This window comes from Streptomyces sp. NPDC005423 (genome assembly GCF_040606415.1).
GTDB lineage: Bacteria > Actinomycetota > Actinomycetes > Streptomycetales > Streptomycetaceae > Streptomyces.
In genome coordinates, this window is the sequence record NZ_JBEXET010000002.1 from 1 (window position 1) to 17,477 (window position 17,477).

At 71.0% G+C, this 17,477-nt stretch carries 15 protein-coding genes; 8 read left to right on the forward strand and 7 right to left on the reverse strand.

Annotation, left to right across the window (positions count from 1 at the left end; all coding sequences use genetic code 11):
• Both ABZT12_RS03820 and ABZT12_RS03825 read left to right on the forward strand, forming a co-directional pair.
• A partial coding sequence (locus ABZT12_RS03820) for a TolB-like translocation protein (RefSeq protein WP_356376762.1) occupies positions 1 to 941 on the forward strand: 941 nt, incomplete at its 5' end.
• Between the two features lie 118 nt (positions 942 to 1,059).
• Entirely contained in the window at positions 1,060 to 1,653 is a 594-nt protein-coding gene (locus tag ABZT12_RS03825; protein ID WP_356376765.1) for a DUF4760 domain-containing protein, read from the forward strand.
• Between the two features lie 27 nt (positions 1,654 to 1,680).
• Here ABZT12_RS03825 and ABZT12_RS03830 read toward each other — a convergent pair whose 3' ends face one another.
• Entirely contained in the window at positions 1,681 to 2,247 is a 567-nt protein-coding gene (locus tag ABZT12_RS03830) for a GNAT family N-acetyltransferase (protein ID WP_356376768.1), read from the reverse strand.
• 44 nt (positions 2,248 to 2,291) lie between these two features.
• Positions 2,292 to 3,653, reverse strand: a complete 1,362-nt coding sequence (gene glnA / locus ABZT12_RS03835; RefSeq protein ID WP_356376771.1) for a type I glutamate--ammonia ligase — start codon at positions 3,651 to 3,653, stop codon at positions 2,292 to 2,294.
• 318 nt (positions 3,654 to 3,971) lie between these two features.
• On the opposite strand from glnA, the gene ABZT12_RS03840 reads away from it, so the two are divergent.
• Positions 3,972 to 5,165, forward strand: coding sequence for a globin domain-containing protein (locus ABZT12_RS03840; RefSeq protein ID WP_356376774.1), 1,194 nt, complete (start codon positions 3,972 to 3,974; stop codon positions 5,163 to 5,165).
• On the opposite strand, the gene ABZT12_RS03845 is transcribed toward ABZT12_RS03840, so the two are convergent.
• Positions 5,162 to 5,596 (reverse strand): Rrf2 family transcriptional regulator, encoded by a 435-nt coding sequence (locus ABZT12_RS03845; protein ID WP_356376777.1) that lies wholly within the window; start codon positions 5,594 to 5,596, stop codon positions 5,162 to 5,164. The two genes, ABZT12_RS03840 and ABZT12_RS03845, sit on opposite strands and share 4 nt — an antisense overlap.
• 223 nt (positions 5,597 to 5,819) lie before the next feature.
• Between ABZT12_RS03845 and ABZT12_RS03850 the strand changes: the two genes are divergently transcribed.
• The 4 genes from ABZT12_RS03850 (at position 5,820) to ABZT12_RS03865 (ending at position 11,420) form a co-directional block, all read left to right on the forward strand.
• The gene (locus tag ABZT12_RS03850; protein ID WP_356376780.1) at positions 5,820 to 6,485 is read left to right on the forward strand and encodes a DUF3105 domain-containing protein; all 666 of its coding nucleotides are present in this window, start codon (positions 5,820 to 5,822) and stop codon (positions 6,483 to 6,485) included.
• Position 6,486: 1 nt separating this feature from the next.
• Positions 6,487 to 7,116 carry a DUF305 domain-containing protein gene (locus tag ABZT12_RS03855; protein ID WP_356376783.1) on the forward strand — a complete coding sequence of 210 codons (630 nt, stop codon included), beginning with the start codon at positions 6,487 to 6,489 and terminating at the stop codon, positions 7,114 to 7,116.
• Positions 7,117 to 7,321: 205 nt separating this feature from the next.
• Positions 7,322 to 9,262, forward strand: a complete 1,941-nt coding sequence (locus ABZT12_RS03860; protein ID WP_356376787.1) for a S53 family peptidase — start codon at positions 7,322 to 7,324, stop codon at positions 9,260 to 9,262.
• 97 nt (positions 9,263 to 9,359) lie between these two features.
• Positions 9,360 to 11,420, forward strand: a complete 2,061-nt coding sequence (locus ABZT12_RS03865) for an NAD(+) synthase (protein WP_356376789.1) — start codon at positions 9,360 to 9,362, stop codon at positions 11,418 to 11,420.
• 127 nt (positions 11,421 to 11,547) lie between these two features.
• Here ABZT12_RS03865 and ABZT12_RS03870 read toward each other — a convergent pair whose 3' ends face one another.
• From ABZT12_RS03870 to ABZT12_RS03885, 4 genes are all read right to left on the reverse strand, one after another.
• The gene (locus ABZT12_RS03870; RefSeq protein ID WP_356376791.1) at positions 11,548 to 12,774 is read right to left on the reverse strand and encodes an MFS transporter; all 1,227 of its coding nucleotides are present in this window, start codon (positions 12,772 to 12,774) and stop codon (positions 11,548 to 11,550) included.
• Between the two features lie 89 nt (positions 12,775 to 12,863).
• Positions 12,864 to 13,913: an endonuclease/exonuclease/phosphatase family protein gene (locus tag ABZT12_RS03875; RefSeq protein WP_356376793.1), complete on the reverse strand. Its 1,050-nt coding sequence runs from the start codon at positions 13,911 to 13,913 to the stop codon at positions 12,864 to 12,866.
• Positions 13,914 to 14,091: 178 nt separating this feature from the next.
• Entirely contained in the window at positions 14,092 to 14,715 is a 624-nt protein-coding gene (locus tag ABZT12_RS03880) for a TetR/AcrR family transcriptional regulator (RefSeq protein ID WP_356376795.1), read from the reverse strand.
• A 36-nt stretch (positions 14,716 to 14,751) separates the two neighbouring features.
• Complete coding sequence (locus tag ABZT12_RS03885) at positions 14,752 to 16,341, reverse strand: MFS transporter (RefSeq protein WP_356376798.1); 1,590 nt, start codon at positions 16,339 to 16,341, stop codon at positions 14,752 to 14,754.
• A 181-nt stretch (positions 16,342 to 16,522) separates the two neighbouring features.
• Here ABZT12_RS03885 and panB point away from each other — a divergent pair, with 181 nt between their 5' ends.
• Positions 16,523 to 17,398, forward strand: coding sequence for a 3-methyl-2-oxobutanoate hydroxymethyltransferase (gene panB / locus ABZT12_RS03890; RefSeq protein ID WP_356376800.1), 876 nt, complete (start codon positions 16,523 to 16,525; stop codon positions 17,396 to 17,398).
• The last annotated feature ends 79 nt before the right edge of the window (positions 17,399 to 17,477 follow it).

Consider the following 17,477-nt stretch of genomic DNA (forward strand, 5'->3'; position numbering starts at 1 on the left):
CAGGGTTCGGAGGCCAGGGCGCCGGCCGCCTCGTGGGCGCCGACCGCGGTGATGATGTCGCGGGCCGCCTCACCCTCACCGCCCCCGGCACCCTGGTCTTCCGCAACCTGGCCTGGGGCCCGCACCGCGACGAGCTGACGACGGTCCCGGCCGCCGACCCGGCCGGCCCACGCACCGCCTCGGGCCTCAAATGCCTTCGCTTCTACGCCAGTTCGGGCACCGGTGTATGTCTCCAGGCGATCCACGGCCCGGTCACGGACACCTACCGCGCCGTGATCCTCGACGCCCGCCTCGGGCAGCGGTCCCACTACGCCGTCCCCGGCATCCCCTCCCGCGCCCGGGTCTCCCCGAGCGGGCGCTTCGCCGCGTGGACGGCGTTCGTGGGCGGCGACTCCTACGCCGGCACGGACTTCTCCACCCGGACGGCGATCGTCGACACGAGGACCGGGAAGCTGATCCCGACCCTGGAGTCGTTCCGCGTCCTCAAGGACGGCCACGTCTACCACGCGGCGGACGTCAACTTCTGGGGGGTGACGTTCGCGGCGGACGACCGCACGTTCTACGCGACGCTGGCGACGAAGGGCGGCACCTACCTGGTCCGGGGCGACCTGCGCGCCCGCACCGTGACGACGGTGCACCCGAACGTGGAGTGCCCGTCCCTCTCCCCGGACGGCACCCGCGTCGCCTTCAAGAAACGGGTGCGGGGCCTGCCCAAGGACGCCCCGTGGCACCTCTACGTCCTGGACCTGCGCACCGGGCGCGAAACCCCGCTCGCCGAACCCCGCAGCGTGGACGACCAGGCGGTCTGGAAGGACGACCGCAGCATCGTCTACGCCCTGCCCGGGGACTACGGGGCGGACCTGTACGAGGTCCCCTCGGACGGCACGGGAAGGGCCCGGAGGATCAGTGGGGCGGCGGTCTCCCCGGCGTACGTACGGTAGGCGGCCCGCCTACCGAGGAGCGGCCTGCCGGGGACCCGGCCGCGTGTCCGTGGACGTCGTGGACGTCGATGCCGGAAAAAGCCCCGCCGGCTGTGCATCGTCCGTAGAGTGTCCGGCCGTGACGTCGTATGAGCGGTGGTCCCTGATTGCTTCGTTCGGCTCCCTGCTCGTGAGTGTCGTCGCCTTCGGCGCACTGGCGTGGCAGCTCCTCATGCTGTCGCGCAGTACGGGCCAGGATCACGACAGGCGTCGCAAGCAGGCGACCATGGAGTACCTCACGGCCAACATGGAGCGGCGGAAGGCCCTGTTCGACGAGGGGATACCGCACGAGCGGGATCACCAGGCCATCTCGGCCCTGGTCGCTCTGTCCCTGTCGGGCGACGAACCGGCGACGAAACTGGTCGCGGCCTACCTCACGACGTTCAACTTCCTGGCCGTCGGCGCGCAGACGGACGCCTTCGACCGCGAGGTCGTCGACGAGGCGTGGGGCGGCCTCATCATCTCCGTCTGGAACAACTACCGGCCCTGGATCGAGGAGCAGCGGCGCCGGTACGGCGAGCCCCGCGTGTGGGAGAACCTGGAGTGGCTGGCCGGCCGGATGACGCCCCGCCGGACCGCCGTCCCCGCCGGGAACACGGGAACCCCGGGGTACTCAGGGGGAACGCCGGGAACGCCGGGAACGCTGCCCCCGCAGGGACACCCCGTCCCGTAGGAGGTCCGGGCCGGGGCGGCGCTCGTCCTAGACGGCATCGGGACGTCGCGGCTCCGAGGTCTCGTCCGTGAAGCCGTGGCCGGCCGGGTGTGCCGGTCGTTGTGCCAGCCAACCCGACACCCGGGGGCCCCTGTTGACCGCTTTCCCGTCCAGGACCGTACGGACGTGGTGGAAGCCCTGGCGCAGGTAGTACGCCTGCAAGCCCTCGTTGGTCGTCCACGCGTCGAGCCGGAGCCACTCGGCCCCGGCTCGACGCGCGCGGTCACCGGCCCAGTCGAGCAGCCGGCCACCTACGTTCCGCCCGGCATGCGTCCGCGCCACGGAGAGCTTGTTGACGTACAGGGAGGGCTCGGAGAGCTCCTGCGCCGTCCAGAGGCCCGCTTCTCCGTCGGGCGTCACCGTGATGGTCGCCGCCGTCACCGAACCGTCCAGGACCAGGAAGACAACGCCGTCCTCGATGGTCCTCAGCAGCCTGTGCGCCGGATACGGGAGCTGCCACTGGTCGGTTCCCCGGCGGGAGAGCCAGCCCGCGGCCTCCGCCCGGAACGCCAGCAGCTCGGGCAGGTCGCCCGGCCGGGCGGGGACGATCCTCACCGGGGCCCGTTCTCGCTTCGCGTGGCCACGTCCCTGACCCGGCCCTACAGCACCGGCAGGTTCTTCCGCAGCTCGAAGGCGGTGACCTCGCTGCGGTACTCCTCCCACTCCGACTTCTTGTTGCGGAGGAAGAAGTCGAAGACGTGCTCGCCCAGCGTCTCGGCGACCAGGTCGCTGCGCTGCATCAGGGTCAGCGCCTCGCCGAGGTTCTGCGGCAGGGGCTCGATACCCATCGCGCGGCGCTCGGCGTCGGAGAGGGCCCAGACGTCGTCCTCGGCGCCCGGGGGGAGTTCGTAGCCCTCTTCGATGCCCTTGAGGCCGGCGGCGAGGAGAAGGGCGTAGGCCAGGTACGGGTTGGTGCCGGAGTCGAGGGAGCGGACCTCGACCCGCGCGGAGCCGGTCTTGCCGGGCTTGTACATCGGAACCCGGACCAGGGCGCTGCGGTTGTTGTGGCCCCAGCAGATGTACGAGGGGGCCTCGCCGCCGGCGCCCGCGGTGCGCTCGGAGCCGCCCCAGATGCGCTTGTAGGAGTTGACCCACTGGTTGGTGACGGCCGAGATCTCCGCCGCGTGCTTGAGCAGGCCCGCGATGAAGGAGCGGCCGACCTTGGAGAGCTGGTACTCCGAGCCGGACTCGTAGAAGGCGTTGCGGTCGCCCTCGAAGAGGGAGAGGTGCGTGTGCATGCCGGAGCCGGGGTGCTCGGAGAACGGCTTCGGCATGAACGTCGCCTGCACGCCCTGCTCCAGCGCCACCTGCTTCATGACCAGCCGGAACGTCATGATGTTGTCGGCCGTGGAGAGCGCGTCGGCGTAGCGCAGGTCGATCTCCTGCTGGCCGGGGGCGCCCTCGTGGTGGGAGAACTCGACCGAGATGCCCATCGACTCCAGCATGGTGATCGCCTGGCGGCGGAAGTCCATGCCCACGTTCTGCGGGGTGTGGTCGAAGTAGCCGGAGTTGTCGGCGGGCGTCGGGCGGCTGCCGTCGAGAGGCTTGTTCTTCAGCAGGAAGAACTCGATCTCCGGGTGGGTGTAGAACGTGAAGCCCAGGTCCGAGGTCTTGGCGAGGGCCCGCTTGAGGACGTAGCGCGGGTCGGCGAAGGACGGGGAGCCGTCCGGCATCAGGATGTCGCAGAACATGCGGGCCGTGCCGGGGGCCTCGGCGCGCCAGGGCAGGACCTGGAAGGTCGAGGGGTCGGGCTTGGCGATCATGTCGGACTCGTAGACCCGGGCGAAGCCCTCGATCGCGGAGCCGTCGAAGCCGATGCCCTCGTCGAAGGCCTGTTCCAGCTCGGCCGGCGCCACGGCGACGGACTTGAGGAAGCCCAGCACGTCCGTGAACCACAGCCGGACGAACCGGATGTCGCGCTCCTCCAGTGTCCGGAGCACGAACTCCTGCTGCTTGTCCATCTTCCGCTTCCCCATCCTTGCCGGTCAGGCCGCCTGCCCCTCGTACCGCAGGAGGCGGCCGGGCACCTGAGCATCCCACCACAACACCGTTTCGTGCGCGTTGCGCACCTTGATCGCGCAGTCGACCCCGGCCTGAACGCCGCGTGTACGGCAGCCGAACCGTGCGGTGGACGGCGGGGTGTACCGCTCCCTGCCATCTTGCCTGTTCGGACGGGCATTCGTCATGGCCGGGCCGGGTCTCCCGTTCTCACGCATTGAATTTGCATCTCAGATGCAACTTTAACTACCGTGCGCTCCAGCCGAACACGAGGAGTCCCGATGCTCTCCGAGCAGTCCGCCGCCACCGTCCGCGCCACCCTCCCCGCCGTCGCCGCGTCCCTCGACGAGATCACCGAGCGCTTCTACGCCGGGCTGTTCACCGCCCGCCCGGAGCTGCTGCGCGATCTGTTCAACCGCGGGAACCAGGCCGCCGGAACCCAGCGCCGGGCCCTCGCGGGCGCGTTCGCCGCCTTCGCCGTCCAGCTCGTCGACAGCCCGGAGACGCGGCCCGACGCGATGCTGGCCCGCATCGCGCACAAACACGCCTCCCTGGGGATCGCGCCGGAGCAGTACGGGCTCGTCCACGAGCACCTCTTCGCGGCCATCGCCGACGTACTCGGCGAGGCGGTCACGCCCGAGGTCGCGGCCGCCTGGGACGAGGTCTACTGGCTGATGGCGAACGCGCTCGTGGCGGTCGAGAAGCGGCTGTACGAGGAGCGCGGCGGCCCCGCCTGGCGCCGCTGGGAGGTCGTCGGACGGGACACCGAGACCGCCGACGTGGTCAGCCTGCGGCTGCGCCCGGCCGACGACGGGAACGTGGCCGGCTTCCGGGCCGGCCAGTACGTCTCGGTGCGCGTCCACCTCCCGGACGGGGCACGCCAGATACGCCAGTACAGCCTCTCCGGCGCGCCCGGCGGACGGATCCGGCGGATCAGCGTCAAGTCGGTGCGCCGCGACGGCGCGGCGCCGGAGGGCGAGGTCTCGAACCACCTGCACGCGCGCGTGCGGGTGGGCGACGTCCTGGAACTCTCCGAGCCGTACGGCGATCTCGCGCTCGACGACACCGACCGCGCCCCGCTGCTGCTGGCCTCCGCCGGGATCGGGGTGACCCCGATGATCGCGATGCTGGCGCGGCTCGCGGAGCGCGGGCACACCGGCCCGGTCACCGTCGTGCACGGCGACCGCTCCCCCGCCGACCACGCCCTGCGCGCCGACCACGAGGGGTACGCGGCCCAACTCCCGGACGCGGACGTGCACTTCTGGTACGAGCAGGACGCCCCCGCCGCCGGCCGGAGCGGACTGGTCGACCTCTCCGGGGTCCCGGTGGCGGAGGGCACGCGCGCGTACCTGTGCGGCCCGCTGCCCTTCATGCGGTCGGTGCGCGCCCAGCTGATCGCCAAGGGGGTGGCACCGGCCGCCGTCCACTACGAGGTGTTCGGACCGGACCTCTGGCTCTCCCGGACCGGGGTCTAGCGCACCCCGGGCAGCCCGAGCAGCAGCGGTCCGGTGGGGGCGGCGGCGAGGTCCGCCACGGTCAGCGGGTCCAGGGAGCCGAAGAACGCCTCCTGGGCCCGGCGCAGGGCACCGCGCAGTCGGCACGCGGAGTGCAGGGGGCAGGGGACGACGCCCTCGCAGTCGACGACGTCGCCGCCGCCCTCGAAGGCCCGCACGAGGGCGCCCACCGACGCCGTACGCCCCTTCTCGGTGAGAGCGAGACCGCCGCCCCGGCCGCGCCGGGCGTCGAGCAGGCCCTGGTGCCTCAGTTCGGCGACCACCTTGGCGGCGTGGGTGTAGGGCACCTGCATGGCGGCGGCGACGTCACGGGTGGTGGGTGTGGCCTCGCCCGCCACCGCGAGCCGCATCAGCACGCGCAGCGCGAGGTCGGTGGAGCGCAGCAGTCGCATACCGGCAGCCTAGATAATGCGCATTCCGGATTCAATTTATCCGGTACGGCACTCCCGGAGGGGCCGGTACCTGCCGGTTTCGGCCTTTCCTGTGACTCGGCTGGGAGCGGGCCCCGGACCCTATTACGATCAGCTGACCCGATCACCCCCGGCCCGCCCGGCCCTTCTCGCCGGCCTCCTCCCCCCGAAGCGCCCCCTCCTCCCCCAGAAGGACACACATCCCATGGGCTCCGCCAAGAACAGCAGCAACGCGGCGCGCAAGGCGCGCATAGAGGAGATGCGGCGCGCCGAGCAGGCCCGTGAGCGCCGGAACCGGGTGCTCATGGTCACGGCCGCCGTGGTGGTCGTGGCCGGTCTCGTCGTCGGCGGGTTCGTGCTCGTCGACTCCCGGTCGGACGGCAAACACAGTACGGCGAGCGACTCCAAGAGCGGTTCCGGCCACTTCGTCACCGGCGCGGACGGGGTGCGGACCTGGAAGGGCACGCTGGCGCGCAACCATGTCACCGGCACCCTGAGCTACCCGATGCACCCGCCGGTGGGCGGCGACCACAACCCGGTGTGGCTGAACTGCAACGGCGACGTCTACACCAAGGCAGTGAAGGACGAGAACGCCGTGCACGCGCTGGAGCACGGCGCGGTCTGGGTGACGTACAACGCGAAGGCGCCGGCCGACGACGTCAAGGCGCTCGCGGCGAAGGTGAAGCAGACCCCGTACTCCCTGATGAGCCCCTACCCGAACCAGAAGGACCCGATCATGCTCTCGGCGTGGGGTCACCAGCGCACCGTGCGGAGCGCCGCCGACCCGGCCGTGAACACGTTCTTCGCGAAGTTCGTGCAGGGCAGCCAGACGCCGGAGCCGGGTGCCTCGTGCACCGGCGGGGCGATGTGACGTGAGGGCGTACGCCGGCTGGGTCGCGGGCGCCGCGACCGTGGCCGTGGTGGCCGCCGGGGCGATCACCTACGCGGTCGCGCAGGACGACGGGTCGGCCAACTCCGGTGTCCCGGCGGCGAGTTCGGCGGACGCCGGGTTCGCGCGGGACATGTCGGTCCATCACCAGCAGGCGGTCGAGATGTCGTACCTGGTGCGTGATCGCACGAAGGATCCCGAAGTGCGCCGACTCGCCTACGACATCGCGCAGACGCAGGCCAACCAGCGCGGGATGATGCTCGGTTGGCTGGATCTGTGGGGGCTGCCGAAGGTGTCGGCGGACCCGCCGATGACCTGGATGGGCATGGGGGACATGGCCTCGGGCAAGGACGGGGCCCTGATGCCCGGCATGGCGACCGACGCGGAAATGAGGAAGCTGGGCGCCCTGAACGGCCAGGCCGCCGAGGTGTTCTACCTCCAGCTCATGACGGACCACCACAGAGGCGGCATCCACATGGCCGAGGACTGTGTCGCCAAGTGCCGGGTGGGGGTGGAGAAACGGCTCGCGCGGGGCATGGTCGACGCGCAGCGTTCGGAGCTGAAGGTCATGGCGGATCTGCTCAAGGAGCGTGGCGCGAAAGCGCGTTCGTAACACGGCGCAATAACGAAAGCCGCAATTCGCCCTTCCTGAACGTTCCTTGGGTTTCTCTTGACTTTCGCGTGCCCCTGGCATGAACGGTTCATCGAAAGAGTGGCCACCATCGTGTGATCCATTCACGGCCCTTCCCGCCGCAGGTTCCGTGCGGATCGCCGACCACCGACCACTCAGTGCGTCGAACCGCATAGCAGGGGGTTTCATGAGATCCAATCGCGCCACCATGCGCGCCGGCGTGAGCATGGCAGCGACACTGCCCATGATCGCCGGCGCCCTGGCGCTCGGCATACCCGCGGCGCACGCCGCGGACAACCCGGGCCGGGACACGCTCGCGGGCACCAAGCCCGCGTGGGCCACGGCCAAGGCGGACAAGGGAGCGACCGCCGACAGCTCCCAGGTCACCGCCCGGGTCTACTACGCCGGCCGGGACGCCAGCGGCCTCGCGGCGTACGCCAAGGCCGTCTCCGACCCGAACTCGGCCCTGTACGGCAAGTACCTGAGCGCCAAGCAGGTGCAGCAGCGCTTCGGCGCCACGGCCGCCCAGGTGGCCGCCGTCACGTCCTGGCTGAAGTCCGCCGGGCTGAGGATCACCGGCAGCACGCAGCACTACGTCACCGTCACCGGTGACGTGGCCGCGGCCGAGAAGGCGTTCGCCACCTCGCTGCACAACTACGCCAAGGGCACCAAGACCTATCGCGCCCCGGCGAAGACGGCCTCCGCGCCGGACAGCCTGAACGGTGCCGTCCTGACCGTGACCGGTCTGGACAACGCGCCGCACACGGCGAGCCACGACGACACGCTGCCGCCGCCGGACGCCGTGTTCAACAACTCCGGGCCGTTCTCCTCGTACTTCGGCTCCAACACCGCGACCACGCTGCCGTCCGCCTACGGCAAGAAGATCCCGTACGCGATCAAGGGCTACACCGGCAAGCAGCTGCGTGCCGCCTACGGCGCGGGCAGCTACACCGGCAAGGGGGTGCGGGTCGCGATCACCGACGCGTACGCCTCGCCGACCATCGCCTACGACGCCGCCACGTACGCCAAGAACCACGGCGACGCCAAGTACAGCACCAGCCAGCTCAAGCAGGCGCTGCCCGCGCAGTACACCAAGACCGAGGAGTGCGGCGCGGCCGGCTGGTACGGCGAGGAGACCCTCGACGTCGAGGCCGTGCACGCGGTCGCGCCGGACGCGAACATCACCTACGTCGGCGCGGCCTCCTGCTACGACGACGACCTGCTGGACTCGCTCAGCAAGGTGGTCGACAGCCACCTCGCCGACATCGTCTCCAACTCGTGGGGCGACATCGAGGCCAACCAGACCCCCGACCTCGCGGCCGCCTACGACCAGGTCTTCCAGTTCGGCGCGGTCGAGGGCATCGGCTTCTACTTCTCCTCCGGCGACAACGGCGACGAGGTCGCCAACACGAAGACGAAGCAGGTCGACACCCCGGCCAACTCGGCGTGGGTGACGGCGGTCGGCGGTACCTCGCTGGCGGTCGGCAAGGGCGACAAGTACCTGTGGGAGACCGGCTGGGGCACCCAGAAGGCGTCGCTGTCGACCGACGGCAAGAGCTGGACGAGCTTCCCCGGCGCCTTCACCTCGGGCGCGGGCGGCGGCACCAGCAAGACCGTGGCGGAGCCCTTCTACCAGAAGGGTGTCGTCCCGAACTCGCTCGCCAAGCTCAACAGCGCGGCCGGCAACCGGGTCGTCCCGGACATCTCGGCGATCGCCGACCCCAACACCGGTTTCAAGGTCGGCCAGACGCAGACCTTCCCGGACGGATCGCAGCAGTACAGCGAGTACCGGATCGGCGGCACCTCGCTCGCCTCCCCGGTGATCGCGGCCGTCCAGGCGCTGGCCCAGGAGGCGCGCGGCGGCAAGGCGATCGGTTTCGCCAACCCGTCGATCTACGCCAAGTACGGGTCGAAGGCCTACCACGACGTGACCGACAACCCGACGGGCTCCGGCCTGGCGGTGGCCCGCGTGGACTTCGCCAACGGCACCGACGCCACCGACGGCCTGCTGACCTCGGTCCGCAGCCTCGGCAAGGACAGCTCGCTGTCCGCGGTGAAGGGCTACGACGACGTCACCGGCGTGGGTACGCCCGCGAACGGCTACGTGCAGTCGTACCGCCGCCACTGAGCCGGTAGCGGTACAGGTCACCTGTCGATGGGGTGGCGTGGGGTGCACCACACCTCGCGTCACCCCATCGCGTCGCTCTGACGATTAGACTGGCGGCGTGCCTGAACTGAACTTCCGCTCGCTGTACCAGCACGGCTTCGCGCGCGTCGCCGCCTGCACGGGCCACACCGTCATCGCGGACCCGCCCGCCAACGCGGAGGCGGTACTGCGCCAGGCGCGCGCCTGCTCCGAACAGGGCGTCGCCGTCGCGGTCTTCCCGGAGCTGACGCTCTGCGGCTACTCGATCGAGGACCTGCTGCTCCAGGACGCCCTCCTCGACCAGGTCGAGGTGGCGCTGCGGACGGTGGTGACCGGGTCGGCCGACCTGCTGCCGGTCCTCGTCGTGGGCGCCCCGCTGCGCCACCGCGACCGGATCCACAACTGCGCGGTGATCGTGCACCGCGGCCGGGTCCTCGGCGTCGTACCCAAGTCGTACCCCCCGAACTACCGGGAGTTCTACGAGCGCCGGCAGATCGCGCCGGGCGACGACGAGCGCACCGGCACCATCAGGCTCGCCGGTGAGCCCGAGCCGGTCCCCTTCGGCGTCAACCTGCTCTTCGCGGCGGACGACGTGCCCGGTCTGGTGCTGCACACGGAGATCTGCGAGGACATGTGGGTGCCGGTGCCGCCGAGCGCCGAGGCCGCCCTGGCGGGCGCGACCGTCCTGGCCAACCTCTCCGGCAGCCCGATCACCGTCGGCCGGGCCGAGGACCGCGCGCTCCTGTGCCGCTCGGCCTCCTCGCGCTGCCTCGCCGCCTACGTCTACGCGGCGGCCGGCCCGGGCGAGTCGACCACCGACCTGTCCTGGGACGGCCAGACCATGATCTACGAGAACGGGATGCTGCTCGCCGAGTCCGAGCGCTTCCCGCTCCAGGACCGGTTCGCCGTCGCCGACGTCGACCTCGACCTGCTCCGGCAGGAGCGGCAGCGGATGGGCACCTTCGGCGACAACCGCCGCACCCACGCCGCCCGTACCGCCGACTTCCGGACGGTGCCGTTCCGGCTCGACCCGCCGACCGGCGACCTGGGTCTGCGGCGCCGTGTGGAGCGCTTCCCGTTCGTGCCCGCGGACCCCGAGCGGCTCGCCCTGGACTGCTACGAGGCCTACAACATCCAGGTCGCGGGGTTGCAGCAGCGGCTCGCCTCGATCGGCGACCCGAAGGTGGTCATCGGGGTGTCGGGCGGTCTCGACTCCACGCACGCGCTGATCGTCGCCGCCAACGCGATGGACCGCGCGGGACGCCCGCGCAGCGACATCCTCGCCTTCACGCTGCCCGGGTTCGCGACCAGCGACCACACCAAGGACAACGCGCACCGGCTGATGCGGGCCCTCGGCGTGACCGCGTCCGAGCTGGACATCACGCCGACCGCCCGGCTGATGCTGGCGGAACTGGGCCATCCGTTCGCCGCCGGCGAGCCAGTGTACGACGTCACGTTCGAGAACGTGCAGGCCGGGCTGCGCACCGACTACCTGTTCCGGCTCGCCAACCAGCGCGGCGGCATCGTGCTGGGGACCGGTGACCTGTCGGAGCTGGCGCTCGGCTGGTCCACGTACGGCGTGGGCGACCAGATGAGCCACTACAACGTCAACTCCGGGGTGCCGAAGACCCTGATGCAGCACCTGATCCGCTGGGTGATCGGCAGCGGCCGGTTCGACGAGGAGACCGACCGGACCCTCGCGGCGATCCTCGACACCGAGATCAGCCCCGAGCTGGTCCCGGGCGAGGAGATGCAGTCCACCGAGTCGAAGATCGGCCCGTACGCGCTGCACGACTTCACGCTCTTCCAGGTGCTGCGGTACGGGTTCCGGCCCTCGAAGATCGCCTTCCTGGCCTGGCACGCCTGGCACGACCAGGAGGCCGGTGCCTGGCCGCCCAACTTCCCCGAGGCCAAACGCACGGCCTACGACCTGCCGGAGATCCGGCGGTGGCTGGAGGTCTTCTGCCGGCGCTTCTTCGCGTTCGCGCAGTTCAAGCGCTCGGCCATGCCGAACGGCCCGAAGGTGTCGGCCGGCGGTTCGCTCTCGCCGCGCGGCGACTGGCGGGCCCCGTCCGACAGCTCGGCACGCGCCTGGCTGACGGAGCTCGCCCGCTTCGACCCCCCGGAGCCGCGCCCCTGACCCGCCCACCCCGGCGGTCCGGCCCCCCGGCCGAGAACAGCCACCCGGCCCGCATGCCGAAGGGGCGCCCGGTGCCCCGGGCGCCCCTTCGTCGTCGTACGGGCTCAGTGGCCTTCCGTCGTGCGGCTCAGTGGCGCAACGCCTCCGGGCGCTCGGGAACGTGGGAGGCGACCAGCCGCTCCCGGGCGCCCCGCGCGGCGGGCACGGCCCGGCGGCGGTCCACGGCGTACGCGGTGGCGGCGACCCCGAGACCCAGCACGGCCAGCGCCGCTCCGGTGAGCGCCGGCGAGGTCACGCCGAAGCCCGCCGCCAACGCCAGCCCGCCGATCCACGCGCCCCCAGCGTTGGCCAGGTTGAACGCGGCCTGGTTGGCGGAGGAGGCCAGCGACGGGGCCGCCGCCGCCTTCTCCATCACCATCAGCTGAAGCGGCGAGCCGGTGGCGAACGCGGCCATGCCGAGCAGGAACACCGCGAGCGCCGCGCTCCACTCGGCGCGCAGCAGGAGCGGGAAGAGGGCGAGGACGGCCACCAGGGCGGCCAGGCCGCCGAAGAGCGTGCCCCGCATCGAGTGGTCGGCGAGCCGGCCGCCGAGCAGGTTGCCGGCCGTCGCGCCCACGCCGAAGAGCGCGAGCAGCAGAGTCACGCTGCCGGCGGCGTACCCGGCGGTGTCGGTGAGCATCGGTGTGATGTAGCTGTACGCGGCGAACAGCGCACCGAAGCCGGCGACGGTGGTGCCCAGCGCCAGCCACACCGGCAGGGACCGCAGTGCGGCCAGTTCGCCGCGGAGTCCGACGGCCGGGGCGTGCTGCCGGTCGCGCGGGACGAGCAGGGCGAGCGAGGCGATCGCCACCAGGCCGATCACGCTGACGCCGAGGAACGCGGCCCGCCAGCCGAGGTGCTGGCCGATCAGCGTGGCGGCGGGCACGCCCGCGATGTTGGCCACGGTGAGGCCGAGGAACATCAGCGACACCGAGCGGGCCTTGCGCCCGGGGGCGGCCGTCGTGGTCGCGACGACCGCGCCGACGCCGAAGAAGGCGCCGTGCGGGAGGCCGCTGAGGAAGCGGGCGGCGAGGAGGTAGTCGTAGTCGGGGGCGAACGCGGAGAGCGTGTTGCCGGCGACGAAGAGGCCCATCAGGCCGATGAGCACCGAGCGGCGGGACAACCGGGCGGTGACGGCGGCGAGCAGCGGGGCGCCGATGACGACGCCGAGCGCGTAGGCCGAGACCAGGTGTCCGGCGCTGGGGATCGAGACGCCGAGGTCGTCCGCGACGTCGGGCAGCAGCCCCATCATCACGAATTCGGTGGTTCCGATGCCGAAGGCGCCCACGGCGAGGGCGAGCAGGGCCAGGGGCATGAGGGTGCCTGTGCCTTTCGAGAGCAGAGTTCCGCGGTCATTATGTTCATCTACGGAACAAAGTCTGCCGGGCGAAGTATTCCGGCGCGTCAGGATCCGGTGGTGATCCGCACCCGCGCGGCCACCGGCAGATGGTCGCTGCCCGTCCTCGGCAAGGTCCACGACGTCACCGGCTTGACCCCCTGCACCATGATCTGGTCGATCCGGGCCATCGGGAACGCCGCGGGCCAGCTGAACCCGAAGCCGTCGCCGGCCGCGCCCTGGGTGGAGCGCAGCTGGGAGGTGACGGCGTTGAGGGAGCGGTCGTTCATCGTGCCGTTGAGGTCGCCGAGGAGGATCTTCCGGCTGATCTTCTCTGCGGCGATCGCCTCGCCGAGCGCGTCGGCGCTCTTGTCGCGCTGCCGGGCGGTGAACCCGGCCTCGATCTTCACCCGGACCGACGGCAGGTGGGCGACGTACACCGCGACCTGTCCGTGCGGCGTGGCCACGGCGGCGCGCATGGCGCGCGTCCAGCCGAGTTTGATGTCGACGGCCCGGACACCGCTCAGCGGGTACTTGCTCCACAGCCCGACCGTGCCCTGCACCGAGTGGTACCGGTACGTCGACACCAGCGTCTTCTCGTACGTCGGGACCGCCGCCGCCGTCAGCTCCTCCAGGGCGACCACGTCCGCGCCGGACGCGGCCACGTCACGGGCCGTACCGACCGGGTCGGGGTTGTCGGCGTTGACGTTGTGCGTGACCACCGTGAAGTCGCCGCCGGCGGCGGTCTTGTCGGAGAGCAGCCCGCCGAAGAGGTTCAGCCAGACGACGGCCGGCAGCAGGACCGCGATGAGGGCGGACGCCGACTTCCGTACGAAGCCGAGGACCAGCAGCACCGGCACCAGGATGCCCAGCCACGGCAGGAAGGTCTCGGTGAGGCTGCCGAGGTTTCCGATGGCGTTCGGGATGCGCGAGTGCAACAGCATGACCAGCGCGAGCAGCAGGGCGACGGCGGCGAGGACCAGGCCCCGGCGCCAGATGCGCGGGTCGCCGCGCCAGCCCTTCGACAGCCGGTCCCACAGGCGCCGGAGCCGGGACCCCCGCTGCTCGTCCCCCGAGCCGCCGTCGTCCGTCTCCGTCACATACGCCTGCTGCGCCATACGTTGCCTCACTACCTGCCGTGCACACCATCGTCCCCGCGCCTACGACCCTAGGGGATGATCCGTTCCGTTCCCGCCGTGCCATGACGGCCGTACGGGCACGAGGACGAAGAACCCGGCGTCCGGAGTTCCGGAGTACCGGTCCGGGGCCGCCCTCTGTGACGAAACACGCACATCACTACCGCGAACTGACGGGCCGTAGACCGGCCAGCACCGCGTCGACGAGTCGCTCCGCGAGACCCTCGGGGAGGTCGGCCTGGGAGCGCAGGAGGGAGCGCACCAGCATCGGCCCGACGACCATGTCGTTCATCAGCTCCACGTCGAGGTCGGTGCGGAGTTCGCCGTTGGCCTGGCCCCTGCGCAGGACGGCCATCATCACCCGGCGCCGGGGTTCGATGACGGCCGCGTGGTAGGCGGCCCAGACCTTCGGGCTGCTCTTCATCTGCACGTAGACGTTGTGCAGGAGCACCGACGAGCGGGTGGCGAGGCCGCGTTGGCGCTGCTGTTCCACCAGGGCGACGAGGTCGTCGCGCATCGAGGTGCCGGGGAGTTCGGGGTCCGGCGGCTCGGCGGCGCGGACGACGTCGACGAAGAGTTCCTCCTTGCCGTTCCAGCGGCGGTAGATGGTGGCCTTGCCGACCCCGGCGGTGCGGGCGATGCGCTCGATGGAGAGTTCGGCGAGCGGTACGCCCTCGTCCAGGAGTCTCATCACGCCCTCGGTGATGGCGCGTTCGACGGCCTCACTGCGCGGGCGTCCCCTGGCGGGGCCGTCCGGCTGCGTCCGGTTGCCGGCAAGGCTCACTTCACTCCGTCCCTTCACTGTCCCGGATCATTGTCGCTACTCCCCCGCGACGACCAACTCCTGCTCCTTGTCGTCCACTTGGGCGGCCGGCGGCCTGCCGGGCAGGAACAGGGCCACGACCACCGCGCCGACCAGCGCGACACCGGCCCCGCAGAGGGCGGTGACGTGCATCGCGTGCAGGAACGAGTCGTTGGCCGAGCCGACCAGCACCTGTCCCTTCCCGCCGAGCTTCGCGGCGACACCCAGCGTGGCCTCGATGGACTCGCCCGCCGTGGAGCGCAGGGCGGGCGGCAGCATGCCGAGCTTGCCCTCGATGCCGTTGCGGTACGCCGTCGAGAGGACCGAGCCGAGGACGGCGATGCCGAGCGCGCCGCCGACCTGGCGGAAGGTGTTGCTGAGCGCGGAGGCGGAGCCGGCCTTCTCACGCGGCAGGGCCTGCATGATGACGACGCTGGTCGGCGTCATGATGTGCGCCATGCCGGTGCCCATGAGGAAGAAGATGACCTCGAGGAGCCAGATCGGGGTGTCCGCCTCCAGCGTGGCGAACGCGGCGAGCATCGCGGCGATCAGCAGCATGCCGGCGGTGGTCGTCGCCTTGTTGCCGAACCGCTGGACGACGAGCCGGGCGCGCGGCGAGAAGATCATCTGGGCGGCGGCCAGCGGCAGCATCAGCAGACCGGTCTGGAGCGGCGAGTAGCCGCGCACGCTCTGGGTGTAGAAGACGGAGAAGAAGGTGACGCCCATCAGCGCGAAGAAGACCAGCGCGATGGCGCAGATCGCGGCCGAGAACACCTTGTTCTCGAAGTAGGTGACGTCGATGGAGGGGTGGTCGCTGCGCTTCTCGAACACCACGAAGCCGACGAGTACGGCGAGGCCGGCACCGATGGTGGCGAGCACCTGCGGGTCGGTGAAGTCGGCGAGCTGGCCGCCCTTGATGATGCCGTAGACGAGCAGGACGAGGCCGACGACGGAGAGCACCACGCCGACCGGGTCGAGCCGGCCCGGGCTGGGGTCGCGCGAGTCGGGCACGAGCCAGAGCATCAGGCCGAGCGCGAGGATGACGATCGGCACGTTGATGAGGAAGACCGAACCCCACCAGAAGTGGGCGAGCAGCACACCGCCGGTGATCGGTCCGATGGCGATGGCGAGGCCGACGCCGCCGGCCCAGATGCCGATGGCCTTCGGCTGCTCGTCGCGCTCGAAGACGTTCATGAGGACGGCGAGGGTGGCCGGCATGACGAAGGCGGCACCGAGACCCATCAGGGCGCGGAACGTGATCAGCTGGCCGGGCGAACCGGAGGAGGCGGCGAGGGCCGAGCCGAGGCCGAACACCACCAGACCGCCGAGCAGCACCTTCTTGCGGCCGAGCCGGTCACCGAGGAGGCCGGCCGTGAAGAGCAGTCCGGCGAAGACGAGGGTGTAGGCGTTGATCGCCCACTCCAACTCGCTCTGGGTGGCGCCGAGTCCGGTCGGCGCCGGGGTGGAGATCGTCTTGATGGCGACGTTCAGGATCGAGTTGTCGAGCACCACGATCAGCAGGCTGAGCATCAGGACCGCGAGGATCCCCCAGCGGCGCCGATGCACCGCTTCCGGTATCCGGGAGGCAGGAACGGCAGGAGTAGTCATGGCTCCAAGCCTAGGCGACTTCCGATACGAGACCGTCTCGTATCGGAAATCCTTTACCGAGACCTTACACAGGGTGGATCTCACAGGGGGCCCTCTGGCCCTCCCCGAGCCGAGGTGCCACCATGGAAGCGATCCGGAGACACCGTGAGGGTGCTTCGAGATGACTGAAGGAGCCGTTGCAATGACGCAGCTTTCGGCTGCCCAGACTGTGCGGAACAGTTCCTCCGACGGCAGCAAGGCGCTGTACGGGGGCAAGGGCACTCGCCGCATCACCGTTCGCGACATCGGCCTCGCCAAGGAACGCGGCGAGAAGTGGCCCATGCTCACCGCCTACGACGCGATGACCGCCTCCGTCTTCGACGAGGCCGGCATCCCGGTCATGCTCGTCGGCGACTCGGCGGGCAACTGCCACCTCGGGTACGAGACGACCGTGCCCGTCACGCTGGACCAGATGACCATGCTCTCCGCCGCCGTCGTACGCGGCACCAGCCGTGCCCTGATCGTCGGCGACCTGCCCTTCGGCTCCTACCAGGAAGGCCCGGTGCAGGCGCTGCGCTCGGCGACCCGACTGGTGAAGGAGGCCGGTGTCGGGGCGGTGAAGCTGGAGGGCGGCGAGCGTTCGCACCGCCAGATCGAGCTGCTGGTGGAGTCCGGCATCCCGGTCATGGCGCACATCGGCCTGACCCCCCAGTCCGTCCACGCGATGGGCTACCGGGTGCAGGGGCGCGGCGAGGAGGCGGCCCAGCAGCTGCTGCGCGACGCGAAGGCGGTCCAGGACGCGGGCGCGTTCGCGGTCGTCCTCGAACTGGTCCCGGCGGAGCTGGCGGCCGAGGTGACGAGCGTGCTGCACATCCCCACGGTCGGGATCGGCGCGGGCGCGGAGACCGACGCGCAGGTGCTGGTGTGGACCGACATGCTCGGGCTGACCGGCGGCCGGGTGCCGAAGTTCGTCAAGCAGTACGCCGATCTGCGCCAGGTCATGGGCGACGCGGCGAAGGCGTTCGCCGAGGACGTGGTCGGCGGAACGTTCCCCCTTGAGGAGCACGCGGTCCACTGACCGGCCCGCCCATCCGAGCCACCGCGGTACGAAGGCAGCCCGCCGATCTTCCCCCGTCGGCGGGCTGCCCCCTTTCCGG

Coding starts and splice junctions, on each gene's coding strand:
- ABZT12_RS03885 (WP_356376798.1), bottom strand. CDS start 16,341: ATGACTACTCCTGCCGTTCCTGCCTCCCGGATACCGGAAGCGGTGCAT.
- ABZT12_RS03860 (WP_356376787.1), top strand. CDS start 7,322: ATGAGATCCAATCGCGCCACCATGCGCGCCGGCGTGAGCATGGCAGCG.
- ABZT12_RS03850 (WP_356376780.1), top strand. CDS start 5,820: ATGGGCTCCGCCAAGAACAGCAGCAACGCGGCGCGCAAGGCGCGCATA.
- ABZT12_RS03845 (WP_356376777.1), bottom strand. CDS start 5,596: ATGCGACTGCTGCGCTCCACCGACCTCGCGCTGCGCGTGCTGATGCGG.
- panB (WP_356376800.1), top strand. CDS start 16,523: ATGACGCAGCTTTCGGCTGCCCAGACTGTGCGGAACAGTTCCTCCGAC.
- ABZT12_RS03840 (WP_356376774.1), top strand. CDS start 3,972: ATGCTCTCCGAGCAGTCCGCCGCCACCGTCCGCGCCACCCTCCCCGCC.
- ABZT12_RS03870 (WP_356376791.1), bottom strand. CDS start 12,774: ATGCCCCTGGCCCTGCTCGCCCTCGCCGTGGGCGCCTTCGGCATCGGA.
- glnA (WP_356376771.1), bottom strand. CDS start 3,653: ATGGACAAGCAGCAGGAGTTCGTGCTCCGGACACTGGAGGAGCGCGAC.
- ABZT12_RS03875 (WP_356376793.1), bottom strand. CDS start 13,913: ATGGCGCAGCAGGCGTATGTGACGGAGACGGACGACGGCGGCTCGGGG.